The 18,395-nt window shown below is 65.4% G+C and carries 17 protein-coding genes; 10 read left to right on the plus strand and 7 right to left on the minus strand.

From position 1 onward, the window contains the following. Window positions 1-52 precede the first annotated feature (52 nt). Window positions 53-757: a cache domain-containing protein gene (locus WFH44_RS15525; RefSeq protein WP_336714821.1), complete on the minus strand. Its 705-nt coding sequence runs from the start codon at window positions 755-757 to the stop codon at window positions 53-55. Next, window positions 754-1,548, minus strand: a complete 795-nt coding sequence (locus WFH44_RS15530; protein ID WP_336714822.1) for a FadR/GntR family transcriptional regulator — start codon at window positions 1,546-1,548, stop codon at window positions 754-756. Before WFH44_RS15530 ends, WFH44_RS15525 begins: the two co-directional genes overlap by 4 nt. Before the next feature lie 254 nt (window positions 1,549-1,802). Here WFH44_RS15530 and WFH44_RS15535 point away from each other — a divergent pair, with 254 nt between their 5' ends. From WFH44_RS15535 to WFH44_RS15545, 3 genes are all read left to right on the plus strand, one after another. After that, the gene (locus tag WFH44_RS15535) at window positions 1,803-2,927 is read left to right on the plus strand and encodes a YkvI family membrane protein (RefSeq protein WP_336714823.1); all 1,125 of its coding nucleotides are present in this window, start codon (window positions 1,803-1,805) and stop codon (window positions 2,925-2,927) included. 90 nt (window positions 2,928-3,017) lie between these two features. Then, window positions 3,018-3,161, plus strand: a complete 144-nt coding sequence (locus WFH44_RS15540) for a hypothetical protein (RefSeq protein ID WP_264794649.1) — start codon at window positions 3,018-3,020, stop codon at window positions 3,159-3,161. Between the two features lie 98 nt (window positions 3,162-3,259). Then, entirely contained in the window at window positions 3,260-3,532 is a 273-nt protein-coding gene (locus WFH44_RS15545; RefSeq protein ID WP_336714824.1) for a hypothetical protein, read from the plus strand. A gap of 18 nt (window positions 3,533-3,550) precedes the next feature. Here WFH44_RS15545 and pyk read toward each other — a convergent pair whose 3' ends face one another. Together pyk and WFH44_RS15555 are read right to left on the minus strand one after the other, a co-directional pair. Continuing rightward, window positions 3,551-4,969: a pyruvate kinase gene (pyk, locus tag WFH44_RS15550; protein WP_336714825.1), complete on the minus strand. Its 1,419-nt coding sequence runs from the start codon at window positions 4,967-4,969 to the stop codon at window positions 3,551-3,553. A 9-nt stretch (window positions 4,970-4,978) separates the two neighbouring features. After that, on the minus strand, window positions 4,979-5,746 hold the full coding sequence (locus tag WFH44_RS15555) for an SDR family oxidoreductase (RefSeq protein ID WP_336714826.1): 768 nt from the start codon (window positions 5,744-5,746) through the stop codon (window positions 4,979-4,981). A gap of 167 nt (window positions 5,747-5,913) precedes the next feature. Here WFH44_RS15555 and aceE point away from each other — a divergent pair, with 167 nt between their 5' ends. Then, window positions 5,914-8,652, plus strand: a complete 2,739-nt coding sequence (aceE, locus tag WFH44_RS15560) for a pyruvate dehydrogenase (acetyl-transferring), homodimeric type (RefSeq protein WP_336714827.1) — start codon at window positions 5,914-5,916, stop codon at window positions 8,650-8,652. Between the two features lie 101 nt (window positions 8,653-8,753). On the opposite strand, the gene WFH44_RS15565 is transcribed toward aceE, so the two are convergent. Beyond that, the gene (locus WFH44_RS15565; RefSeq protein WP_336714828.1) at window positions 8,754-8,924 is read right to left on the minus strand and encodes a hypothetical protein; all 171 of its coding nucleotides are present in this window, start codon (window positions 8,922-8,924) and stop codon (window positions 8,754-8,756) included. A 270-nt stretch (window positions 8,925-9,194) separates the two neighbouring features. Here WFH44_RS15565 and uraD point away from each other — a divergent pair, with 270 nt between their 5' ends. From uraD to WFH44_RS15590, 5 genes are all read left to right on the plus strand, one after another. Continuing rightward, window positions 9,195-9,689, plus strand: coding sequence for a 2-oxo-4-hydroxy-4-carboxy-5-ureidoimidazoline decarboxylase (gene uraD / locus WFH44_RS15570; protein ID WP_336714829.1), 495 nt, complete (start codon window positions 9,195-9,197; stop codon window positions 9,687-9,689). Further along, complete coding sequence (gene uraH, locus WFH44_RS15575; RefSeq protein WP_336714830.1) at window positions 9,686-10,027, plus strand: hydroxyisourate hydrolase; 342 nt, start codon at window positions 9,686-9,688, stop codon at window positions 10,025-10,027. Before uraD ends, uraH begins: the two co-directional genes overlap by 4 nt. 2 nt (window positions 10,028-10,029) lie before the next feature. After that, window positions 10,030-10,938, plus strand: coding sequence for a factor-independent urate hydroxylase (gene pucL, locus WFH44_RS15580; RefSeq protein ID WP_336714831.1), 909 nt, complete (start codon window positions 10,030-10,032; stop codon window positions 10,936-10,938). A gap of 66 nt (window positions 10,939-11,004) precedes the next feature. Then, window positions 11,005-12,609 (plus strand): nucleobase:cation symporter-2 family protein, encoded by a 1,605-nt coding sequence (locus WFH44_RS15585; protein ID WP_336714832.1) that lies wholly within the window; start codon window positions 11,005-11,007, stop codon window positions 12,607-12,609. A 183-nt stretch (window positions 12,610-12,792) separates the two neighbouring features. After that, the gene (locus tag WFH44_RS15590; protein WP_336714833.1) at window positions 12,793-14,148 is read left to right on the plus strand and encodes an 8-oxoguanine deaminase; all 1,356 of its coding nucleotides are present in this window, start codon (window positions 12,793-12,795) and stop codon (window positions 14,146-14,148) included. A gap of 77 nt (window positions 14,149-14,225) precedes the next feature. On the opposite strand, the gene WFH44_RS15595 is transcribed toward WFH44_RS15590, so the two are convergent. Next, entirely contained in the window at window positions 14,226-15,467 is a 1,242-nt protein-coding gene (locus tag WFH44_RS15595) for an NAD(P)/FAD-dependent oxidoreductase (RefSeq protein WP_336714834.1), read from the minus strand. 343 nt (window positions 15,468-15,810) lie between these two features. Here WFH44_RS15595 and WFH44_RS15600 point away from each other — a divergent pair, with 343 nt between their 5' ends. Continuing rightward, window positions 15,811-16,131 (plus strand): GYD domain-containing protein, encoded by a 321-nt coding sequence (locus WFH44_RS15600; protein ID WP_336714835.1) that lies wholly within the window; start codon window positions 15,811-15,813, stop codon window positions 16,129-16,131. Between the two features lie 1,126 nt (window positions 16,132-17,257). On the opposite strand, the gene WFH44_RS15605 is transcribed toward WFH44_RS15600, so the two are convergent. Further along, window positions 17,258-18,358: a threonine aldolase family protein gene (locus tag WFH44_RS15605; RefSeq protein ID WP_336714836.1), complete on the minus strand. Its 1,101-nt coding sequence runs from the start codon at window positions 18,356-18,358 to the stop codon at window positions 17,258-17,260. Window positions 18,359-18,395: the final 37 nt, after the last annotated feature.

The raw sequence follows: 18,395 nt of genomic DNA on the forward strand, positions 1-18,395 counted from the left end.
GGTCCGGACCGCCGCGCGGGTCGCATCCGGGTGCCCGGGACTCGTTTACGGGTCAGGCGGCGACGATGAGGTGCCACGGGGGAGCGGCGAGGCCCGCGACCTCGACGGGCACCGAGTCCAGCTCGGCGCGAGGCCCCTCGAAGCGGGTTCCCGGAGCGAAACGCGCGCTGTTCGAAGCGACCACCTTGCCCGTCTCCGTTATGAGCGCGATATGTTCAGTCCTGCGCCCGAGGCCGCCCAGGAAGGTGCGCTCGATGAAGTCCATCGAAAGGTCGGCCCCCGCCACGCCTGCCGTGAGCGATTCATGGAGCACAGGCTTGGACGCCGTGACCACCTTCATGTTGGCACCGCCGAAGTCCAGATACGGACCAGTAAGCTCGGGCCGGCCCGACGCCAGCGGCCGTGCAAACCACGTCATTTCCGTGTAGTCGTAGTAGTTGATGGAGGCAGGATTGAGATTGTGGGGGATGAAAACGAGCTGTCCCCCGATGAAGCTCCACCATTGATGCCAGGTGGTAGCGTCGGTCAGCAGCCCCGGTGCTACCGACACCCCGGCGCTGTCCACGAGGCCCCCTTCCTCCACGACGATTCTCTCGACGACAGGCTTGAGCGCCTCGAGCATGGCCCGCGACGTGCCGGCAGGGGAAATGATCTTCACTGTTGCCTCGGCCAGGACTTCAAGGTCGGCGAAAACCTTGTCCAGGCGCCGGGCAAGGGTTGCTGATGTCGAGTGAAGGACCTTGTCGAGGGACTTCATTGCGCATCCGCCAGGTCCGAGGTCAACAGCGCCAGATGCTGATCGATGATGAGGGCACCTTCCTGTTCGAAATGCGTAATCGCCATATCCTCAGCCGCGGGTGCGTTTCCCTTCTCGATGGCATCGAGGAGGCTGCCATGTCCCCGGACGGCATCGGCGTGCTCGTGCTGCCAGGCCTCGCCCCACGTCAACGGGGATAGCTCGGCCTGGATCTGGATGAGGAGGGTGGTCAGGCGGCGCGACTGTGCCGCCACGCCTAGTCCGATATGAAGGCGCGCATCCGTCTGCCGCAGCATGTGCGGCTCGGAGCTGGATTCGAAGCGATGCGCGAGGCTCCGGAGGCGCCGGATGTCCTGCTCGTCGGAGCGCTTTGACGCCAATCGTGCCGCGGAGCCCGCCGTCGATGCGGCCAGGTCGATCAGGTCGCGCAGGTCGTCGCTTCTGTAGCTGCGCAATTCCCGCGCGATATCGGCTTCGCGAACCGGCAGCGATCCTGTTACATAGCTTCCTCCTCCGCGCCCGCGGCGCGTCTCCAGGAGGCCCTTGCTTCGCAGGACGGCGAGGGACTGGCGAAGCGTCAGAGGGGAGACGCCAAAATGCTCGGCCATCAGCTGTTCCGGGGGGAGGCGCTCTCCGGGATTCAGCAGCCCCAGCCCGATGCCGGTCTCAAGCTGTTGGGTCACCCGGTCGGCTCGGCCGGATGCTTCCGAGCGCTGCGAACGGATCTGCGCCGCCATCTCAAGGGCACGAAGGGATACGGTTCCGCCGCTGTCCGTTACCGCTGTCTCCACCGGGACCTTCCGCTCCTGCCGGGGGCAGTGCACCCGCACCGAAAGTTTGAATTTAAATCATAAACTCTTTTATCTCCAAGCGGCGGATGGAGGGCGAAAGCCGCGGCGCCGCTCCCGGGAGGCCCGGCTCGGACGCAACTGGCATGTCCGGCTACTGCTCTCGTTGGTTAATCGTTACGCAACCGGTGTTGACTGGGTCACACGCCTGCCATATTTTTCTATACGACTGATATATCAATTGACGTTAGGAAGACATGACACAGACGTCGCCGACCAGGGCGCATTTGCACACCGTCGAGAAGACAAGCGTATTGCGCGTTCTCACCTATGCCGGCGCGATTGTCGCGTTCCTGATCGGTTCAGGATTCGCAACTGGCCAGGAGATCCTGCAGTACTTCACTTCGTACGGATACTGGGGCGTTTTCGGCACGGGAGCCCTGGTCCTGGTCCTGATGACCTACGTCGCGGTCGAGTTCTTCTCCGTCGGCCAGGCCAGGAAGTTCGAGCGGCCGTCGATGATCTTCCACTACTACTGCGGCAAGCACCTGGGCACCTTTTTCGACTTTTTCTCCGTACTCTTCGTCTTCCTGAGCTTCACGGTGATGGTCGCCGGTGCCGGTGCCGTATTCGAAGAGCATTACGGCCTGTCGAAGTTCGTCGGCGGCATCGGATTGGCCACCGCCGTCGGCATCAGCGTGTGGTTCGGGCTTAAGAGCCTCGTCGACGTGATCGGCAAGATCGGCCCCTTGATCGTCGTGATCGCGATCGCGCTCGGCGTCGTGGGCATCGTCCGCAACCCGGGCGGCATCGCCGAGGGCAACGCACTGCTGCCCGAGCTGGCGCTGACCCAGGCGTCGACTAACTGGTTCATGGCCGCCCTTTCCTATGTGGGCTTCTGCATGCTCTGGCTGGCTGCCTTCCTCACTGCGCTTGGCAAGACGGCGCGCAGCCGGAAGGAAGCTACCTCCGGCGCCCTGGTCGGGGCGATTGCCTTCTCGCTGGCCTGCATCATCGTCGGCCTGGGGCTGCTGGCCAACATCAGACGCGTTGGCAACACCGAGATTCCGATGCTTGTCCTCGCGTCCGACGTGAACGTGATGCTCGCCTCCGGCATTTCGGTAATGATCCTGGCCGGCATCTACACGACGGCGGTCCCGCTGCTGTGGACCGTCTCGTCCCGCTTCTTCGCCGACAAGACGCCCCGCTTCAAGTACCTGACCATCGGCCTGGCCACGGTCGGGACGGTGATCGGCCTGGTCCTCCCGTTCTCCCAGATGGTCAACATCGTCTACGTGGTCAACGGCTATGTCGGCATCCTGCTGCTGGTCCTGATGCTGGCCAAGACCGGTACCCGACTGCTGCGGCGCCAGACCCCGTGAGGGCGGCCGGCAGCGCCGCCCTCAGGGCTAAGCCGGACTGAGGCTCGTGTCTTAGCGGGCGGCGGGTCCCGGCGCACATAAGGTCGATTCATGGATAGGGACCAGGCCTGCGAGCTAGAGGGGCAGACCTCGATCAACGAGCTGCTCGACGAACCGGTCGGCGTTGCCCACCTTCAGCTGGTCCTGCCCATCTATGTCGAGCTCAGGCCGGGCGTCTTCCGCCGCCTGTCCTGATGCGGGACCGAGGTTGAATCGGGCGAAACCCTGCCGTGCGGGGCCATCAGGTGCTTAGCTGGAACTGCCGATGATGCCGCACGAGCGAAGGAACAGCCGTGAGCCAGGAACGTAAAGAAGACGCAGAGAGCCAAGGCCGGATCACCCGGGACCAGGAGGTGCTGGAGCCGGGCGAAGTCACGCCGGATGCCAAGGGCCTGGCGCAGGTGTACGGCGACGCGGACCGCAGCGTGCTCGATGATCCGGTCACTCCTCCCGGCGAGACCGATGCGGCGGCCATCGAGTACCTGGAAGAGAACTTCACGGTGCGCGACGCCGGCCATGGGGAGCGCTATCTGGAAGAGGCCCCTCCCGAAGACGCGGCTGAATAACCGCCACGGCGCCGCGCCCTAGGCGTCCAGGTCTCCGATGCGGTGCAGGCGAAGGGAATTGATGGTTCCGGCCTTGCCCAGGGGAGAGCCGGCCGCGATGACGGCCAGGTCGTCCGTCCCCGCCACTCCCTGCTCGCACAGGATCCGGTCCACCTGCGCCGCCAGCTGGTCGGTGTGGGACACGAAGTCCACCAGCTGCGGCCGGATTCCCCAGGCCAGGGTGAGCTCGTTGACGGAGGCCGGCAGGGGAGTGAGGGCGTAGAGCGGCTTGGCCGGACGCAGCCGCGACAGGCGCCGCGCCGAATCTCCCGATTGGGTGAAGACGCAGATGCACCGGGCATCCAGCTGGGCCGCCATGGCAACGGCGGAGCGGGTGATCACGCCGCCGCGGGTCTTCGGCGTGCTGCCGAGGGGCTGGATACGTTCCAGTCCATGCTCTTCGGTGGATTCGATAATGCGGGCCATGGTCCGGATGGCGTCGATGGGGTAGCTTCCCACGCTGGTTTCGCCCGAGAGCATGACCGCGTCGGCGCCGTCAAGCACGGCGTTGGCGCAGTCCGAGGCCTCCGCGCGGGTGGGCCGCGGATTCTCGATCATGGACTCCAGCACCTGCGTGGCGACGATGACGGGCTTCGCGGCGCGGCGGGCCAGCTCGATGGCCCCCTTCTGCACCACGGGCACATCCTCCAGCGGCAGCTCCACGCCCAGATCGCCGCGGGCCACCATGATGGCGTCGAAGGCGTCGATGATTTCCTTGAGCGCGTCGACCGCCTGCGGCTTCTCGATCTTGGCGATGACCGGAGCACGCCGTCCTTCCTCGTCCATGATTTCGTGGACGCGGCGGATGTCGGCGGCGCTGCGCACGAAGGACAGTGCGACCATGTCCACGCCGGTCTTCAGGGCCCAGCGCAGGTCCGCCTCGTCCTTGTCGCTCAGGGCCGGCACGTTCACGGCGACGCCGGGGAGGTTGATCCCCTTGTTGTTGGAGACATGTCCGCCGACCACGACTTCGGTGACCACGTTCTGCGCATCGACCTCCACCGCGCGGAGCGCCACCTTGCCATCGTCGATCAGCAGCGTATCGCCGGGCCGCACGTCCCCGGGCAGGCCGGCGTAGGTGGTGGAGACCCGGTCGGCGCTGCCCGGGACATCGGCAGCGGTGATGGTGAAGCGGTCCCCGGCGGCAAGCTCGTGCGGCCCGGCCGCGAAGCGGCCCAGCCTGATCTTCGGTCCCTGCAGGTCCGCGAAGATGCCTACGGGCCGGTCCAAGGCGGCGGCAGCCCGGCGGACGTTGCGGTAGGTTTCCTCGTGCACCGAGTGTTCGCCGTGGCTCATGTTCAGGCGTACGACGTCGGTGCCCGCCTCGAGCGCGGCAAGCGTGCGTTCGTAGCCCGCCAGGGCCGGACCGAAGGTGGCGATGATCTTGGCTTGGCGCATGGTTCCTCCTCAGCCGCGCCCGATGTAGGGCATACCGGCGGCGGTGATCGTGAGCTGGTTGATGGTGGCCTGAGCCGGCATCGTGGCCATGAGGACCACGGCGCGGGCGGCCTCCTCCACATCGAAGGTTGGCTCGGGCCGGCGGCTGCCATCCGGCTGCAGCGCTCCGGTATCGGCCCCGGTGTGCGCCACGATGGCCGTGGCGGTATTGCCGATGTCGATCTGGCCGCAGCTGATCCCGTAGGGCCGGCCGTCGAGTTCGATCGACTTGGTCAGCCCGGTGAGCGCATGTTTAGTGGCGGCGTAGGCTACCGAGCGGGGGCGCGGTACATGGGCGGAGATCGAGCCGTTGTTGATGATCCGCCCGCCCTGGGGCTGCTGGCCCTTCATGATCCGGAACGCTTCGGCCGCGCAGAGCATCGCTCCGGTGAGGTTGACCGAGATCGTCGCGTTCCAGTCCGCCAGACCGATCTCGTCCACAGCGGCGGACGGGCCGAAGGATCCGGCGTTGTTGAACAGCACGTCGAGCCTGCCCCAGGCATCGCGCACGCGGCCGAAAAGCGCTTGAACCTGCCCGGCATCGGTGATGTCCGCTGGAACCACGAGCGCCTTCCCGTGTCCCGCCGCGGTTTCGTGGAGTGCCTCCACGCGCCGGCCGGCCAGCGCCACGGCAAATCCTGCGTCCAGCAGTTGCTGCGCCACGGCCCGGCCGATGCCGGAACCGGCTCCGGTGACGACGGCGGTGCGCAGATGGGGTGCCGAGGGATCCGGGTCCATGTGCTCCTCATTCCAGTGGTCGGCGTGGACGGCGACCGGCAGGCTTTGACAGACGGCCGGTCGCCTGTGTTCACTGTACCGTATATTTTCGGAATAAAGTTTCCGCAATATGAAACTATGCTGCAAGAGCGGCAGGAGAACTCTGCCCCTCAAGGAAGAGGTTGCACATGACCGCCATCGACGATTCCACCGCTGCGGACCTCCTGGCCGGCGGCTTCGGAGACCATGACCCGGAAGAGACAGCCGAATGGTCCGAATCGCTGGACCAGCTGATCGATGCCCGCGGAACGGCCCGCGCCGGCTTTATCATGCGCTCGCTGCTGGAGCGCGCGGGTTCCCGCCGGATTGGCCTCCCGCTGGCCACTACCACCGATTACGTCAATACCATTCCGGCCGGACGGGAGCCGGCTTACCCAGGCGACGAGGAGACGGAGCGCAGGTACCGGGCCTGGATGCGCTGGAACGCCGCCGTGATGGTCCATCGGGCCCAGCATCCGGACATCGGGGTCGGCGGGCACATCTCCACCTACGCCGGCGCGGCCACTCTCTACGAGGTCGGCTTCAATCACTTCTTCCGCGGCAAGGATCATCCCGGCGGGGGAGACCAGGTCTTCTTCCAGGGGCACGCCTCGCCCGGGATGTACGCCCGGGCGTTCCTCGAGGGCCGGCTGACCGAGGAGGACCTCGACGGCTTCCGGCAGGAAAAGTCGAAGGCCGGACACGCGCTGTCCTCCTACCCGCACCCGCGCCTGATGCCGGCGTTCTGGGAGTTCCCGACGGTCTCGATGGGCATCGGCCCCATGAACGCGATCTACCAGGCCCAGTCCAACCGCTATCTGCACAACCGAGGCATCAAGGACACCTCGGACCAGCACGTGTGGGCGTTCCTCGGCGACGGCGAGATGGACGAGCCGGAATCCCGCGGCCTGCTGCAGCTCGCGGCGCAGGAGAAGCTGGACAACCTGACCTTCGTAGTGAACTGCAACCTGCAGCGCCTGGACGGTCCGGTGCGGGGCAACGGCAAAATCATGCAGGAACTCGAGGCGTTCTTCCACGGGGCAGGCTGGAACGTCATCAAGGTCGTGTGGGGCCGCGAGTGGGACGCCCTCCTCGCGCAGGACAATGAAGGCCACCTCGTCGAGTTGATGAACTCGACGCCGGACGGGGACTACCAGACGTACAAGGCCGAGTCCGGAGGCTTCGTCCGCGAGCATTTCTTCGGCAGGACCCCGCAGACCAAGGACCTCGTCGCGGACCTTTCCGACGACGAAATCTGGAACCTCAAACGCGGCGGACACGACTATCGGAAGGTCTACGCCGCATACAAGGCGGCGGCCGATTTCAAGGGCAAGCCCACCGTCGTCCTGGTGAAGACTGTGAAAGGCTATGGTCTGGGCGCCCGGTTCGAGGGCCGCAACGCGACCCATCAGATGAAGAAGCTCACTCTCGAGGACCTCAAGGCGTTCCGCGACCACCTGCGCATCCCGATCACCGACGGGCAGCTGGAGGCGGACCCCTACCGCCCGCCCTACTACCACCCGGGAATGGATGCACCGGAAATCCGGTACCTGACGAAACGGCGGAGCGAACTCGGCGGCTCGGTCCCCGCCAGGCGCAGGGGGCATGCCGAGGTCAAACTTCCCGATCCGAGGGCCTACGACGTGGCACGCCGCGGCTCGGGCAGGCAGCAAGCCGCCACCACCATGGCCTTCGTCCGGCTGCTGAAGGACCTGATGCGCGATAAGGAATTCGGCCAGCGGGTGGTGCCGATCGTGCCCGACGAGTCGCGGACGTTCGGCATGGATGCGTTTTTCCCGACGGCGAAGATCTACAACCCCGGCGGCCAGAACTACCTTTCCGTGGACCGGGACCTGGTGCTCGCCTACAAGGAGTCGCCGGCCGGGCAGCTGATCCATCCGGGCATCAACGAGGCCGGCGCCGTGGCGGCCTTCACTGCCGCCGGCACCTCCTACGCCACCCATGGTGAACCGCTGGTTCCGGTCTACGTCTTCTATTCCATGTTCGGGTTCCAGCGGACCGGCGACTCCTTCTGGGCGGCGGCGGACCAGATGGCCCGGGGCTTCATCATCGGGGCAACCGCCGGCCGCACCACGCTGACCGGCGAGGGCCTGCAGCACGCGGACGGCCACTCGCCGCTCCTCGCGGCGACCAACCCCGCCGTCGTTATCTACGATCCCGCCTATGGCTACGAAACCGCGCACATCCTCCGTGCCGGCTTGGAGCGGATGTACGGCGGAACGCATCCGGATCCCAACGTGATGTACTACTTGACCGTCTACAACGAGCCGATCGTGCAGCCCGCCGAGCCTGACGGCCTCGATGTCGACGGCGTCCTGCGCGGCATCTACAAGCTCAGGGCAGGGGCGGCCGGCGGCGCCAAGGCGCAGCTCCTGGCCTCAGGCGTCGCCGTTCCTTGGGCGCTGGAGGCCCAGCAGATCCTCGCCGATGACTGGAACGTCTCCGCCGACGTCTGGTCAGTTACGAGCTGGACCGAGCTGCGCCGCGACGGCCTCGCAGCCGAACGGGAAGCCTTCCTGGACCCAGGCGCCGAGGCCCGCAGGCCCTTCGTCGCGCAGCAGCTCGATGGCGCGGAAGGCCCGGTTGTCGCGGTTTCGGACTACATGGCCCAGGTGCCGGACCAGGTCCGGCAGTTCGTGCCGAACCGGTTCGCCACGCTCGGCGCTGACGGGTTCGGCTTCTCGGACACGCGGGCAGCCGCGCGGCGCTTCTTCAACATCGACAGCCACTCGATCGTGGTGCGCGCACTGCAGCTGCTGGCCGAAGAAGGCAAGGTCCCCGCCGACGCCGCCGCCGAAGCCTTCCGCCGTTACCGCCTGGACGATGTCAACGCCGGCACTTCCGGGAACGCCGGGGGCGACGCCTAGCCACTCCGGAACCGGAAATGCGTGTGTTGCCCTCCCGGCGGGAGGGCAACACACGCATGTCTTATCGGAGGGCCTAGCAGCCGCGGCCGCTGGCTAAAGGGTTAGCGGGAGCCTCGCAGCCTCGCCGGCAAGGAGGAAAGGTTGCGGAGGACCCTGCTGATGCCGCTGGCCGCGCCGTCTTTCGGGCAGGGCAGGTAGAAGTCGGGGTCGGATCCTCCCGCCTCGTAGACCGGTGAGTGGGACGACGGTGCGTGCGTGGGGGCCTGCTCCATGAGATGCTCCTCGATTTCGTATTATGGAAACTCCTTATTGGACTGTGAAAAAGGCTATGCGTGCGCCCGCCCCTAGGTCAAGGGTTCGCCAGATCCGGATCTGTTCAGAAAAGAAGTTTCCCGCTACCCTTGACAGATCTCCTGTGATACCCGTTACACTCATTTCGAAATAAAAATTCCGCCATACAGAAACATCGAATCAAGTCGATCTCCATCGATGGTCAAGGGTGTTCAGCGCTGGGGCGGTCTCTACCGAAAGCTGACACCCGCATGGACTTTTCTTCCTTTAACCATCTTTCTCCGGCTGACGCGGCAGACGTTCTCCGTCCCTGCGTGGACATCGACCGCTGGGTGCAGCAGGTCGTGGCCGCGCGGCCCTTCGCGGACCGGCCGGAATTGATCAGTTTTGCGGCCGCAGCGGCGGATCCCTGGACCACCGAGGAGATCGACGCCGCGCTGGCGCACCATCCCCGGATCGGGGAGCGCGCCGCCGGAAACAGCGCGGAGGCGGGGATGTCGCGCAAGGAGCAGTCCGGCGTCGTACGTTCCGCCGAGATCCAGGCCGCGCTGGACGCGGGAAACCGCTCCTACGAGGCGAAGTTCGACCGTGTCTTCCTGATCCGGGCGGCCGGCCGCAGCGCGGAAGACATCCTCGAGCAGCTCCAGAAGCGCCTGCACAACTCGCCCGACGAGGAAATCGCCGTCGTGGCCCAACAGCTCCGCGAAATTGCCATCCTCCGACTCGAAGGAGCCATCGAAGCATGAGCGTCAGCCATGTCACCACCCACATTCTCGACACCGGGACCGGGAGGCCTGCCTCCGGTGTCAAGGCCACTCTGGAAGCCAAATCGGCAACCGGCTGGCAGGAAATCGCCTCGGGACGTACGGACAATGACGGCCGTATCAAGAACCTGGGACCCGAGGCGGTCGAAGCGGGGATCTACCGGATCGTGTTCGAAACCGGGCCCTACTTCGGGCAGAAGGGAACGGAAACCTTCTTCCCGTTCGTGGAGCTGGCCTTCGAGGTGAAGGAACCGGCAGAGCACTACCACGTACCACTTCTCATCAGCCCGTTTGCATTTTCAACCTACCGAGGGAGTTAGCCATGACTGCCACCGCAGAAACCTCAACCGGCACCAAGGTCGTGCTGGGACAGAACCAGTACGGCAAGGCCGAAGTCCGCCTCGTCAAGGTCACGCGCAACACCGCCCGGCACGAGGTCCAGGACCTGAATGTCACCTCGCAGCTGCGCGGCGACTTCGAGGCCGCACACACCGCCGGCGACAACGCGCACGTGGTCGCCACAGACACGCAGAAGAACACCGTTTACGCCTTCGCCCGCGACGGCTTCGCCACCACCGAGGAGTTCCTGCTCCGGCTGGGCAAGCACTTCACCGAGGGCTTCGACTGGGTAACGGGCGGGCGCTGGGCGGCGCAGCAGTTCTTCTGGGACCGCATCAACGACCACGACCACGCCTTCTCCCGGAACAAGAGCGAGGTGCGCACCGCCGTACTCGAGATCTCGGGCGGCGAGCAGGCCATCGTCGCCGGCATTGAGGGCCTGACGGTCCTGAAGTCCACCGGTTCGGAATTCCACGGCTTCCCGCGGGACAAGTACACCACTCTGCAGGAAACCAGCGACCGTATCCTCGCCACGGATGTCAGCGCCCGCTGGCGTTACAACACCGTCGAGGTTGACTTCGACGCGGTCTACGCGAGTGTCCGCGGGCTGCTGCTGAAGGCCTTCGCCGAGACCCACTCGCTGGCCCTGCAGCAGACCATGTACGAAATGGGCCGCGCCGTCATCGAGACGCACCCGGAAATCGACGAAATCAAGATGTCCCTGCCGAACAAGCACCACTTCCTGGTGGACCTGCAGCCCTTCGGACAGGACAACCCGAACGAGGTGTTCTACGCCGCCGACCGTCCCTACGGACTGATCGAAGCCACCATCCAGCGCGAGGGCTCGCGCGCCGACCACCCGATCTGGTCGAACATCGCCGGATTCTGCTAGCCACATGCCGGAAGTGGGGGGGCGGGGGGGGCGGCCCCACTTCCCCAGCCGACAAGGAGGTCAGCTGTGAATGCAGCAAAAGCCACAACCAAGACTTTAACCGCACAAAGACCTGAGGACGAACGCCTGCCGGTGGGCAGGTCCTTCACCTACGGTCTCCAGCACGTCCTCACCATGTACGGCGGCATCATCGCGGTCCCGCTGATCGTGGGGAACGCAGCCGGAGTGTCCCAGGACGAAATCGCACTTCTGATCGCCAGCTGCCTCTTCGTGGGCGGCGCGGCCACCATCCTGCAGAGCTACGGCGTGAAATTCTTCGGCTCGCAGCTTCCGCTGGTCCAAGGGGTCTCCTTTGCCGGCGTCGCCACGATGACCGCGATCCTCAGCGGCGGCGGCGGAATCCAGACGGTCTTCGGATCCGTCCTCGTGGCCTCCGTTATCGGCCTCGTGATCGCCCCGTTCTTCGCCAAGGTCATCCGGTTCTTCCCGCCGGTGGTCACGGGCGTCATCATCACCACGATCGGCCTGACCCTGATGCCGGTCGCGGCCAACTGGGCCATGGGCGGCAACCCCCAGGCCGAGAACTATGGCAGCCTGCCCAACATCGGTCTGGCAGCCCTGACGCTGGCTCTGGTCCTGCTGCTGAGCAAACTCGGCAATGCGGCAATCTCCCGGCTGTCCATCCTGCTGGCCATCGTCGCGGGAACCGTGATCGCGGCACTGCTGGGGATGGCGGACTTCTCGAACGTGGCCAACGGCGCCATCTTCGCCGTCCCGCAGCCGTTCGCCTTCGGCTGGCCGGTCTTCGACGTGGCCGCCATCATCTCGATGACCATCGTCATCCTAGTGACCATGACGGAAACGACGGCGGACATCCTCGCCGTGGGCGAGATCGCCAGGACCAAGGTGGACTCCCGCCGTATCGCCGACGGGCTCCGCGCCGATATGCTCTCCAGCGCCCTCGCGCCGGTGTTCAACTCCTTTACCCAGACCGCCTTCGCGCAGAACGTCGGCCTGGTGGCGATTACCGGAGTGAGGAGCCGTTTTGTTGTCACCGCCGGCGGCGCCATCATGTTGGTGCTCGGGCTGCTGCCGGTGCTCGGCCGCGTCGTCGCCGCCGTGCCGACTCCCGTCCTGGGCGGCGCTGGCATCGTGCTCTTCGGCACGGTGGCCGCCAGCGGCATCCGCACGCTGTCCAAGGTGGACTACAAGGACAACATGAACATGGTCATCGTGGCCGTGTCGTTGGCCTTCGGCATGATCCCCGTGGTCAAGCCCGAGTTCTACGACCAGTTCCCCACCTGGTTTGGCATCATCTTCCACTCCGGCATCAGCTCCGCGGCCATCATGGCCGTGCTGCTGAACCTGCTCTTCAACCAGTTGAAGGCCGGCAACTCGGCGAAGCAGTCCTCGCTGGTGGCCAGCCCGCCGCGCATGGTGCGCGTCGAGGAGCTGCACGCGCTCGAGGAGGGCGACTACTACGAGGGCGGCAAGCTGATCGCCGCGGATGGAACCGAGATCCCGGTCGTGACCGCCCAGCAGTACCAGGTGGTCAAGGAGAAGCTGGACCGGGGCGAGGTGACCTGCCCCGAGGACATTCGCCGGATCTGCGAGGAAGAGGTTTCGGACGGGCCCGACGCGGACATCCGCCCGGCCGGAAAGGACAACTGACAACGCACCTGCGGCCGGGCCGGCTCCACCGCGGAGCCGGCCCGGCCCCCGGGCTTCCATCGCCCGAACCCGGCCATTCTTGATGGTCTCCTGGATCAGCAGACAGGACGTAACTGAGCTGGCGGCACCGCCGTCGTCCCTTGGATGCTCGGCTTCGACACTGCAACCGATTAGGAGAAACCCATGGCCGAACGAACCTGGATCCGCAACCCGCTGGCCGTCTTCACCGCAAATACGGAGGACGCTGCCGGCGGATTCGTCGTGGAAGACGGCACCATCGCGGAGCTGGTGCCCGCAGGCGGGGAGCCGCGGACCGGCTGGGGCTCGGTGTTCGACGCCGGCGCCCACGTGGTGCTGCCGGGACTGGTCAACACGCACCACCACTTCTACCAAACCCTCACCCGGGCCTGGCGCCCGGTGGTCAACGTGCCGCTGTTCCCGTGGCTGGTCAACCTCTACCCGGTCTGGGCCGGGCTGACCCCGGAGGCCCTCCGGCTCGCCACCAAGGCCGCGCTGGCCGAGCTGCTGCTCTCCGGTTGCACCACGGCCGCCGACCACCACTACCTCTTCCCCGACGGGATGGACGATTCGGTGGACGTGCAGGTGGAGGTGGTCCGGGAGCTGGGCATGCGGGCCATGCTCACCCGAGGCAGCATGACCTTGGGCGAGGACGACGGCGGTCTCCCGCCCCAGCGCGTGGTCCAGTCACCGGAAGTGATCCTCGAGGACAGCGAACGGCTGATCGGCCGCTACCACGAGCGCGGCCCGGGCGCGCAGATCCAGATCGCGCTGGCGCCGTGCTCGCCGTTCTCGGTGACCCCGGAGATCATGAAGGACAGCGCCGCCCTGGCCGACCTGCATGATGTCCGGCTGCACACGCACCTGGCCGAGACCGTCGACGAGGAGCAGTTCTGCCTGGAGCGGTTCGGCCTGCGGACCGTCGACTACCTCGAGCACGTCGGATGGCTGGGGCGGCGGACCTGGCTGGGACACGGCATCCATTTCAACGACGACGAGGTGGCGCGGCTCGGTGCCGCCGGCGTCGGCGTGGCGCACTGCCCCAGCTCCAACATGCGGCTGGCTTCCGGGATCTGCCGGGCCGTGGAGCTGGAGGACGCCGGCGTGCACGTCGGGATCGGCGTGGACGGATCCGCCTCGAACGACGGCTCGAACATGATCCTCGAGGCCAAGCAGGCGCTGTACCTGCAGCGGCTGCGCTACGGGGCGGAGCTGGCGACGCCGGAGCGGGCTCTCGGCTGGGCCACCAAGGGCTCGGCGCTGGCCTTGGGCCGCACCGATATCGGCGAGATCGCGGTGGGGAAGCAGGCCGACCTCGCGTTCTTCAAGCTGGACGGACTGCGCTTCTCCGGCAGCCACGACCCGCTCTCCGCGCTGCTGCTCTGCGGCGCCGACCGGGCCGACCGTGTGATGGTCGGCGGCCGCTGGCGCGTGGTGGACGGACAGGTCGAAGGGCTGGACCTCGACGGACTCATCGCCGACCACTCGGCGGCGGCCCGCCAGCTCCTCGCCAACGTGTAGGCCAGCCGGTTGAGTACCATCGCCAGGGTCGCTAGCAGGCCCTGGCGATGGGCGATCCACCGGCCAACTGCGGACGTTTAGTCAGGTTGGCCGACCACAACCTGTGACGGGCTGTGCGTGACATAGCCGGCCGCCCACGAGGAGAGAGCACGTGCTTTCTGCTGGAAACCCGGCAGCAGGGCGAGGTGGACCCCCAGCCAGGCGAGAAAGGCCAGCGGGCCCTGTAGGTGGACTCGCTTCCGGCCCAGCTCTGCTACTGCTGCTCCCCGGCCGACCATCGCCATGTAGCCCTTGTCCCAGTAGGCGAACGGCTGGCGTGTTCCGCCGGTGAGGTCCGCGTGGATATTGCGGGCGGCCCATTTCCCGGACTGCTCTGCAACCGATCCGAGCTGGGGGAGCCTCTCGCCTCTGGCATCAGTGATGTTGGCTGCATCCCCGAGCACATAGACTCCCTCGACCCCAGGCGCGGTCAGGTCCGGCTGCACGTCGATGCGTCCGCCCTTGCCTTGGGGGAGGCCGGATTCGGCAATGATCTTTCCGGCCTGCAGGCCGCCGGCCCACACCGTGATCCTCGCCGGGATAACGGTTCCGTCCGCCAGGGTGACGCCCTCGGGACGGACCTCGGTCACACCCTGGCCCATGTGCAGTTCAACCCCGAGCTTCAGCAGTCGGTCCCGGGCGTAGGCCTGTGATTTGGGCGAGAACGCCATCAGCACGTTCGGCACTAGATCTACGAGGTGGATGCGGCACCGACCCGCCAGCGCCGGGGGAAAGTACTTGGGCACAATGTATTTGACGTTCTCGGCCAGGGCGCCGGCAGTTTCCACACCGGTGGGACCGCCGCCGACGACGACGACATCCAGGCTTTCTGCCTGGTCGCGGTCCGCCTCGTCCAGGGCGCGGATGAGGGCGGAACTCAGCTTCGTGGCGTCCGCCAGTGAATACAGCGGGTAGGCGTGTTCCGCGGCGCCCGGAGTGTTGAAGAAGTTCGGGACGGCGCCAACCGACAGGACAAGAATGCGCCCCTGGTATCGCGAGCCGTCGGCGGTGGTGACGGTGCGGGTAGCGGAATCAACCGACGTGACCTCCGCTGTCAGGATGCGAACCCCTTTGTTGCCCCGAAATTCGGAGCGCAGCGGCCTTGCCACAGCCGACACACCGGTCTGCGAGGCTGCCACCTGGTACAGAAGCGGCTGGAACTGGTGGTAGTTGTTCGCGTCGATCAGCAGAACCCTAATGCCCCTGTGGCCAAGCTTCCCGGCCGCCGCCATGCCTGCAAAGCCACCGCCGACCACAATGACCTGGTAAGTGTCGTCCATCCGAGCAACATACCGCGCAGACCCGCTGGGCGACAGGGCAGATACGTCCCGGATTCTTGCTCGCCGTTTAGTGGCCTCTGATTGGGGATTGACAGGCGGTTTGGCGCAGGAGGAAAACGGGAGTTATCAAGCCGTAATGCCAGGGCCGCTGTCTGCCGACCCGTACGCCGAACCTGAACGACTCGACTCCGCTGAGCAGGTCTCCGGGGAGTTGTTGCCAGTGCCGGCGGGGGAGGCCTACACGCGGCCCGCAGCACTTGCGGGGAAACCTGCAGAACCGTTCTCATCGAATGTGCGCCTGGATGGGTTTCGCGTTCTGGACGTAAGCAGAACAGGAAAAGTCATGACGAAGTACCTCTTCCAAGGAAACTACGTAGGCCAGGGAATCAAAGGACTCATGCAGGAGGGGGGATCCAAACGACGAGAAGCAGTCGTCCAGGCCCTGGAGTCGGTGGGTGGCTCCCTGGAGTGCATCTATTATGCCTTCGGTGAGACTGATGTCCTGGGAGTCTTCGACATACCTGACCAGTCCGGCGCGGTGGCCCTGTCCCTAATGATCAATTCCAGCGGTGCTGTGGATCTACATCTGACCCCGCTCATGACCCCGGAAGATCTCGACGCTGCGGTAAGCAAGACGCCTTCCTACCGGGCACCGGGCCAGTAGCGGAGACCCAGGCGCCCGGGCCCGCATGCCGATGGCATTGCCCCGGGCCGTTGGGCTCCGGGGCAATGTGCCAGGCCTCGGGAACTCATGTCGGCCTCGGCCTGAGGCAAACGGACGACAGGGAAGCCGAGCACCAAAGCGCGCCCGGGTCTTCACACGGACTTCACCGCCGCCGGCGGCTACAAAGCCATGACATTCCTGCAGCGTGCCCTGCCCCAAGCCGTCCTGCCCCTCAGCAGCCGCCTCGTCATGGGAACCCTCCGCTTCGCCCGCGACAGCTGCGCCGTTGTCGGCCTCTGCTGCTGACGCGGTTCCACAACAGCCCGCCCGGGTCGTTGTGTTGTAGGTGAAAAAACCCTTGCAGGTCGGTCATGCGGCTCCTACCCTGATGTCATCCAGACAGGAGCCGGTCATGGAATTTACCTTTACGCTCGTCCTCCTCGCACTAGCCTTCACCCCGTTCGTGGTGCTGTTGGTCGCCAAATCCCCTGACGCGCGCATGGAAAAGCACACGAAAAAGTCCGCCGCGGCGCGCAGTAGCGCATCCCGGATGGCGCACCGTCGAACGCGGGAGCAGGCGGTGCGAACCCACGACGGTGCCGTGCCCATTCCGTCTCCAATGGATGCTGGTGGAGTGACCAGGGCGCCGGCACGGCTGCGGCGGCTCCGAAGCTCAGCACGGCCCAAACTGCACCCCCGTCCGGAAGGTCGTCGCGGACAAACTAGAAAGGCTGCTTGACTCACTTCCGTAAGAGCCGTTATCGGCTCTGCCAGGGCGCCTCGCCTGAGAGGCCGCGTGGGCACATGGAAAAAGGAGCCCTCCCTCCGGCGTGGCTGCCGGGTTTTCCTAAGGCCCGCCGAGGGGCGCCTCACACCGTTCTGACAGCCTTTAGGATGAGGCAATGCTGCTCGTCATGCTGCTCGGATTGGTGCTCATCGTGGTTTCGGCCACCTACACGGTCCGGCATCCACGAGCCAAGGACGAGCCTTATTCATCCCGGCGGAAGTTCTACTTCGTTCTGTCCGTGATTGGAGGAGCATGCGTCCTTACTTATGTCCTTTACATATTCTTGACATATCCGTCTTTATGACTGGGAAGATGCCGAAATTCCACTGACGCCACGCCTCATTGATCGCTGGTCGATGCTTCCAGCGCGTCGTTCACGGCTTCACAGAATGCGTCGACATCTGGTGCTTCCGTGTCGAAAGCGCACATCCATCGAACTTCTCCCCGGTTGGGGTCCCAGTCGTAGAAGCGGTAGTTGTGGCGCAGCCTTTGTGCTGCTGCGGGGGGCAGAATGGCAAGGACCGCATTGGACTCTGTTGGCTGGGTGAACGTCAGCAGCGGATGGGATTCGAGCCTTGCGCGAAGGCGGGCGGCCATGGCGTTTGCCTGTGCTGCAGAACGAAGCCACAGATCGCCTTCGTACAAGGTAACGAGCTGAGCGGATAGGAACCTCATTTTCGAGGCCAGCTGCATGTTCATCTTTCGCAGGTATGTGAGCCCGGACGCGGCATCGGGGTTCAGCACTAGCACCGCCTCTCCGAAAATCATTCCGTTTTTCGTTCCGCCTAAAGACAGCACATCGACACCGGCATTTGTGGTGATATCCCGAAGGGAGCGTTCCAAATGGACTGCAGCATTGGGCAGCCGCGCGCCGTCCATGTGTAGTTTCATACCGCGCTCATGGACGTAGTCGGCGATCTCCTTGATTTCGTCCACGCGGTAGGCAGTGCCCAGCTCGGTGGTCTGGGTGATGGACACAGCGAGGGGCTGGGCGCGGTGTTCGTCCCCCCAACCCCAGGCTTCCCTGTCGATCAGTTCGGGGGTGAGCTTGCCGTCCGGGGTTTCCACGGGAAGGAGTTTCATTCTCCCCACCCGCTCCGGGGCACCGTTTTCATCGGTATTTATATGAGCGGTAGATGCGCAGACCACGGCTCCCCACGGCGGCAGCACTGCCTGCAGGGCGAGAACGTTGGCGCCCGTGCCGTTGAAGACGGGGAATGCTTGTGCCTGCGCGCCGAAGTGGCTTGCCATGATTTCTTGCAGACGTTCTGTGTATGCATCCCCGCCGTATGCCGGTTGGTGCCCATGGTTGGCCTGATGCAACGAGGCGATGATCTCGGGGTGAACCCCTGCGTAGTTATCGGAGGCGAAGCTGCGCAGGCCGTCGTCGTGAAGACGTGGACCGGATCCCGGAGCGGAGACGCCGTCTGTAATAGTCATTTTTGTCCGACTCTTCCTAGTCTTTCTTTGAGTGCGC

Origin of the sequence: Arthrobacter sp. USHLN218 (assembly GCF_037144715.1) — a bacterium.
Lineage (GTDB): Bacteria > Actinomycetota > Actinomycetes > Actinomycetales > Micrococcaceae > Crystallibacter.

Excerpts from the sequence above, each read along its gene's own strand:
- pyk (WP_336714825.1), bottom strand. The coding sequence starts at position 4,969 with ATGCGCCAAGCCAAGATCATCGCCACCTTCGGTCCGGCCCTGGCGGGC.
- uraH (WP_336714830.1), top strand. The coding sequence starts at position 9,686 with ATGAGCGTCAGCCATGTCACCACCCACATTCTCGACACCGGGACCGGG.
- WFH44_RS15555 (WP_336714826.1), bottom strand. The coding sequence starts at position 5,746 with ATGGACCCGGATCCCTCGGCACCCCATCTGCGCACCGCCGTCGTCACC.
- WFH44_RS15525 (WP_336714821.1), bottom strand. The coding sequence starts at position 757 with ATGAAGTCCCTCGACAAGGTCCTTCACTCGACATCAGCAACCCTTGCC.
- WFH44_RS15590 (WP_336714833.1), top strand. The coding sequence starts at position 12,793 with ATGGCCGAACGAACCTGGATCCGCAACCCGCTGGCCGTCTTCACCGCA.
- WFH44_RS15540 (WP_264794649.1), top strand. The coding sequence starts at position 3,018 with ATGGATAGGGACCAGGCCTGCGAGCTAGAGGGGCAGACCTCGATCAAC.
- WFH44_RS15595 (WP_336714834.1), bottom strand. The coding sequence starts at position 15,467 with ATGGACGACACTTACCAGGTCATTGTGGTCGGCGGTGGCTTTGCAGGC.
- aceE (WP_336714827.1), top strand. The coding sequence starts at position 5,914 with ATGACCGCCATCGACGATTCCACCGCTGCGGACCTCCTGGCCGGCGGC.
- uraD (WP_336714829.1), top strand. The coding sequence starts at position 9,195 with ATGGACTTTTCTTCCTTTAACCATCTTTCTCCGGCTGACGCGGCAGAC.
- WFH44_RS15565 (WP_336714828.1), bottom strand. The coding sequence starts at position 8,924 with ATGGAGCAGGCCCCCACGCACGCACCGTCGTCCCACTCACCGGTCTAC.
- pucL (WP_336714831.1), top strand. The coding sequence starts at position 10,030 with ATGACTGCCACCGCAGAAACCTCAACCGGCACCAAGGTCGTGCTGGGA.
- WFH44_RS15600 (WP_336714835.1), top strand. The coding sequence starts at position 15,811 with ATGACGAAGTACCTCTTCCAAGGAAACTACGTAGGCCAGGGAATCAAA.
- WFH44_RS15605 (WP_336714836.1), bottom strand. The coding sequence starts at position 18,358 with ATGACTATTACAGACGGCGTCTCCGCTCCGGGATCCGGTCCACGTCTT.
- WFH44_RS15535 (WP_336714823.1), top strand. The coding sequence starts at position 1,803 with ATGACACAGACGTCGCCGACCAGGGCGCATTTGCACACCGTCGAGAAG.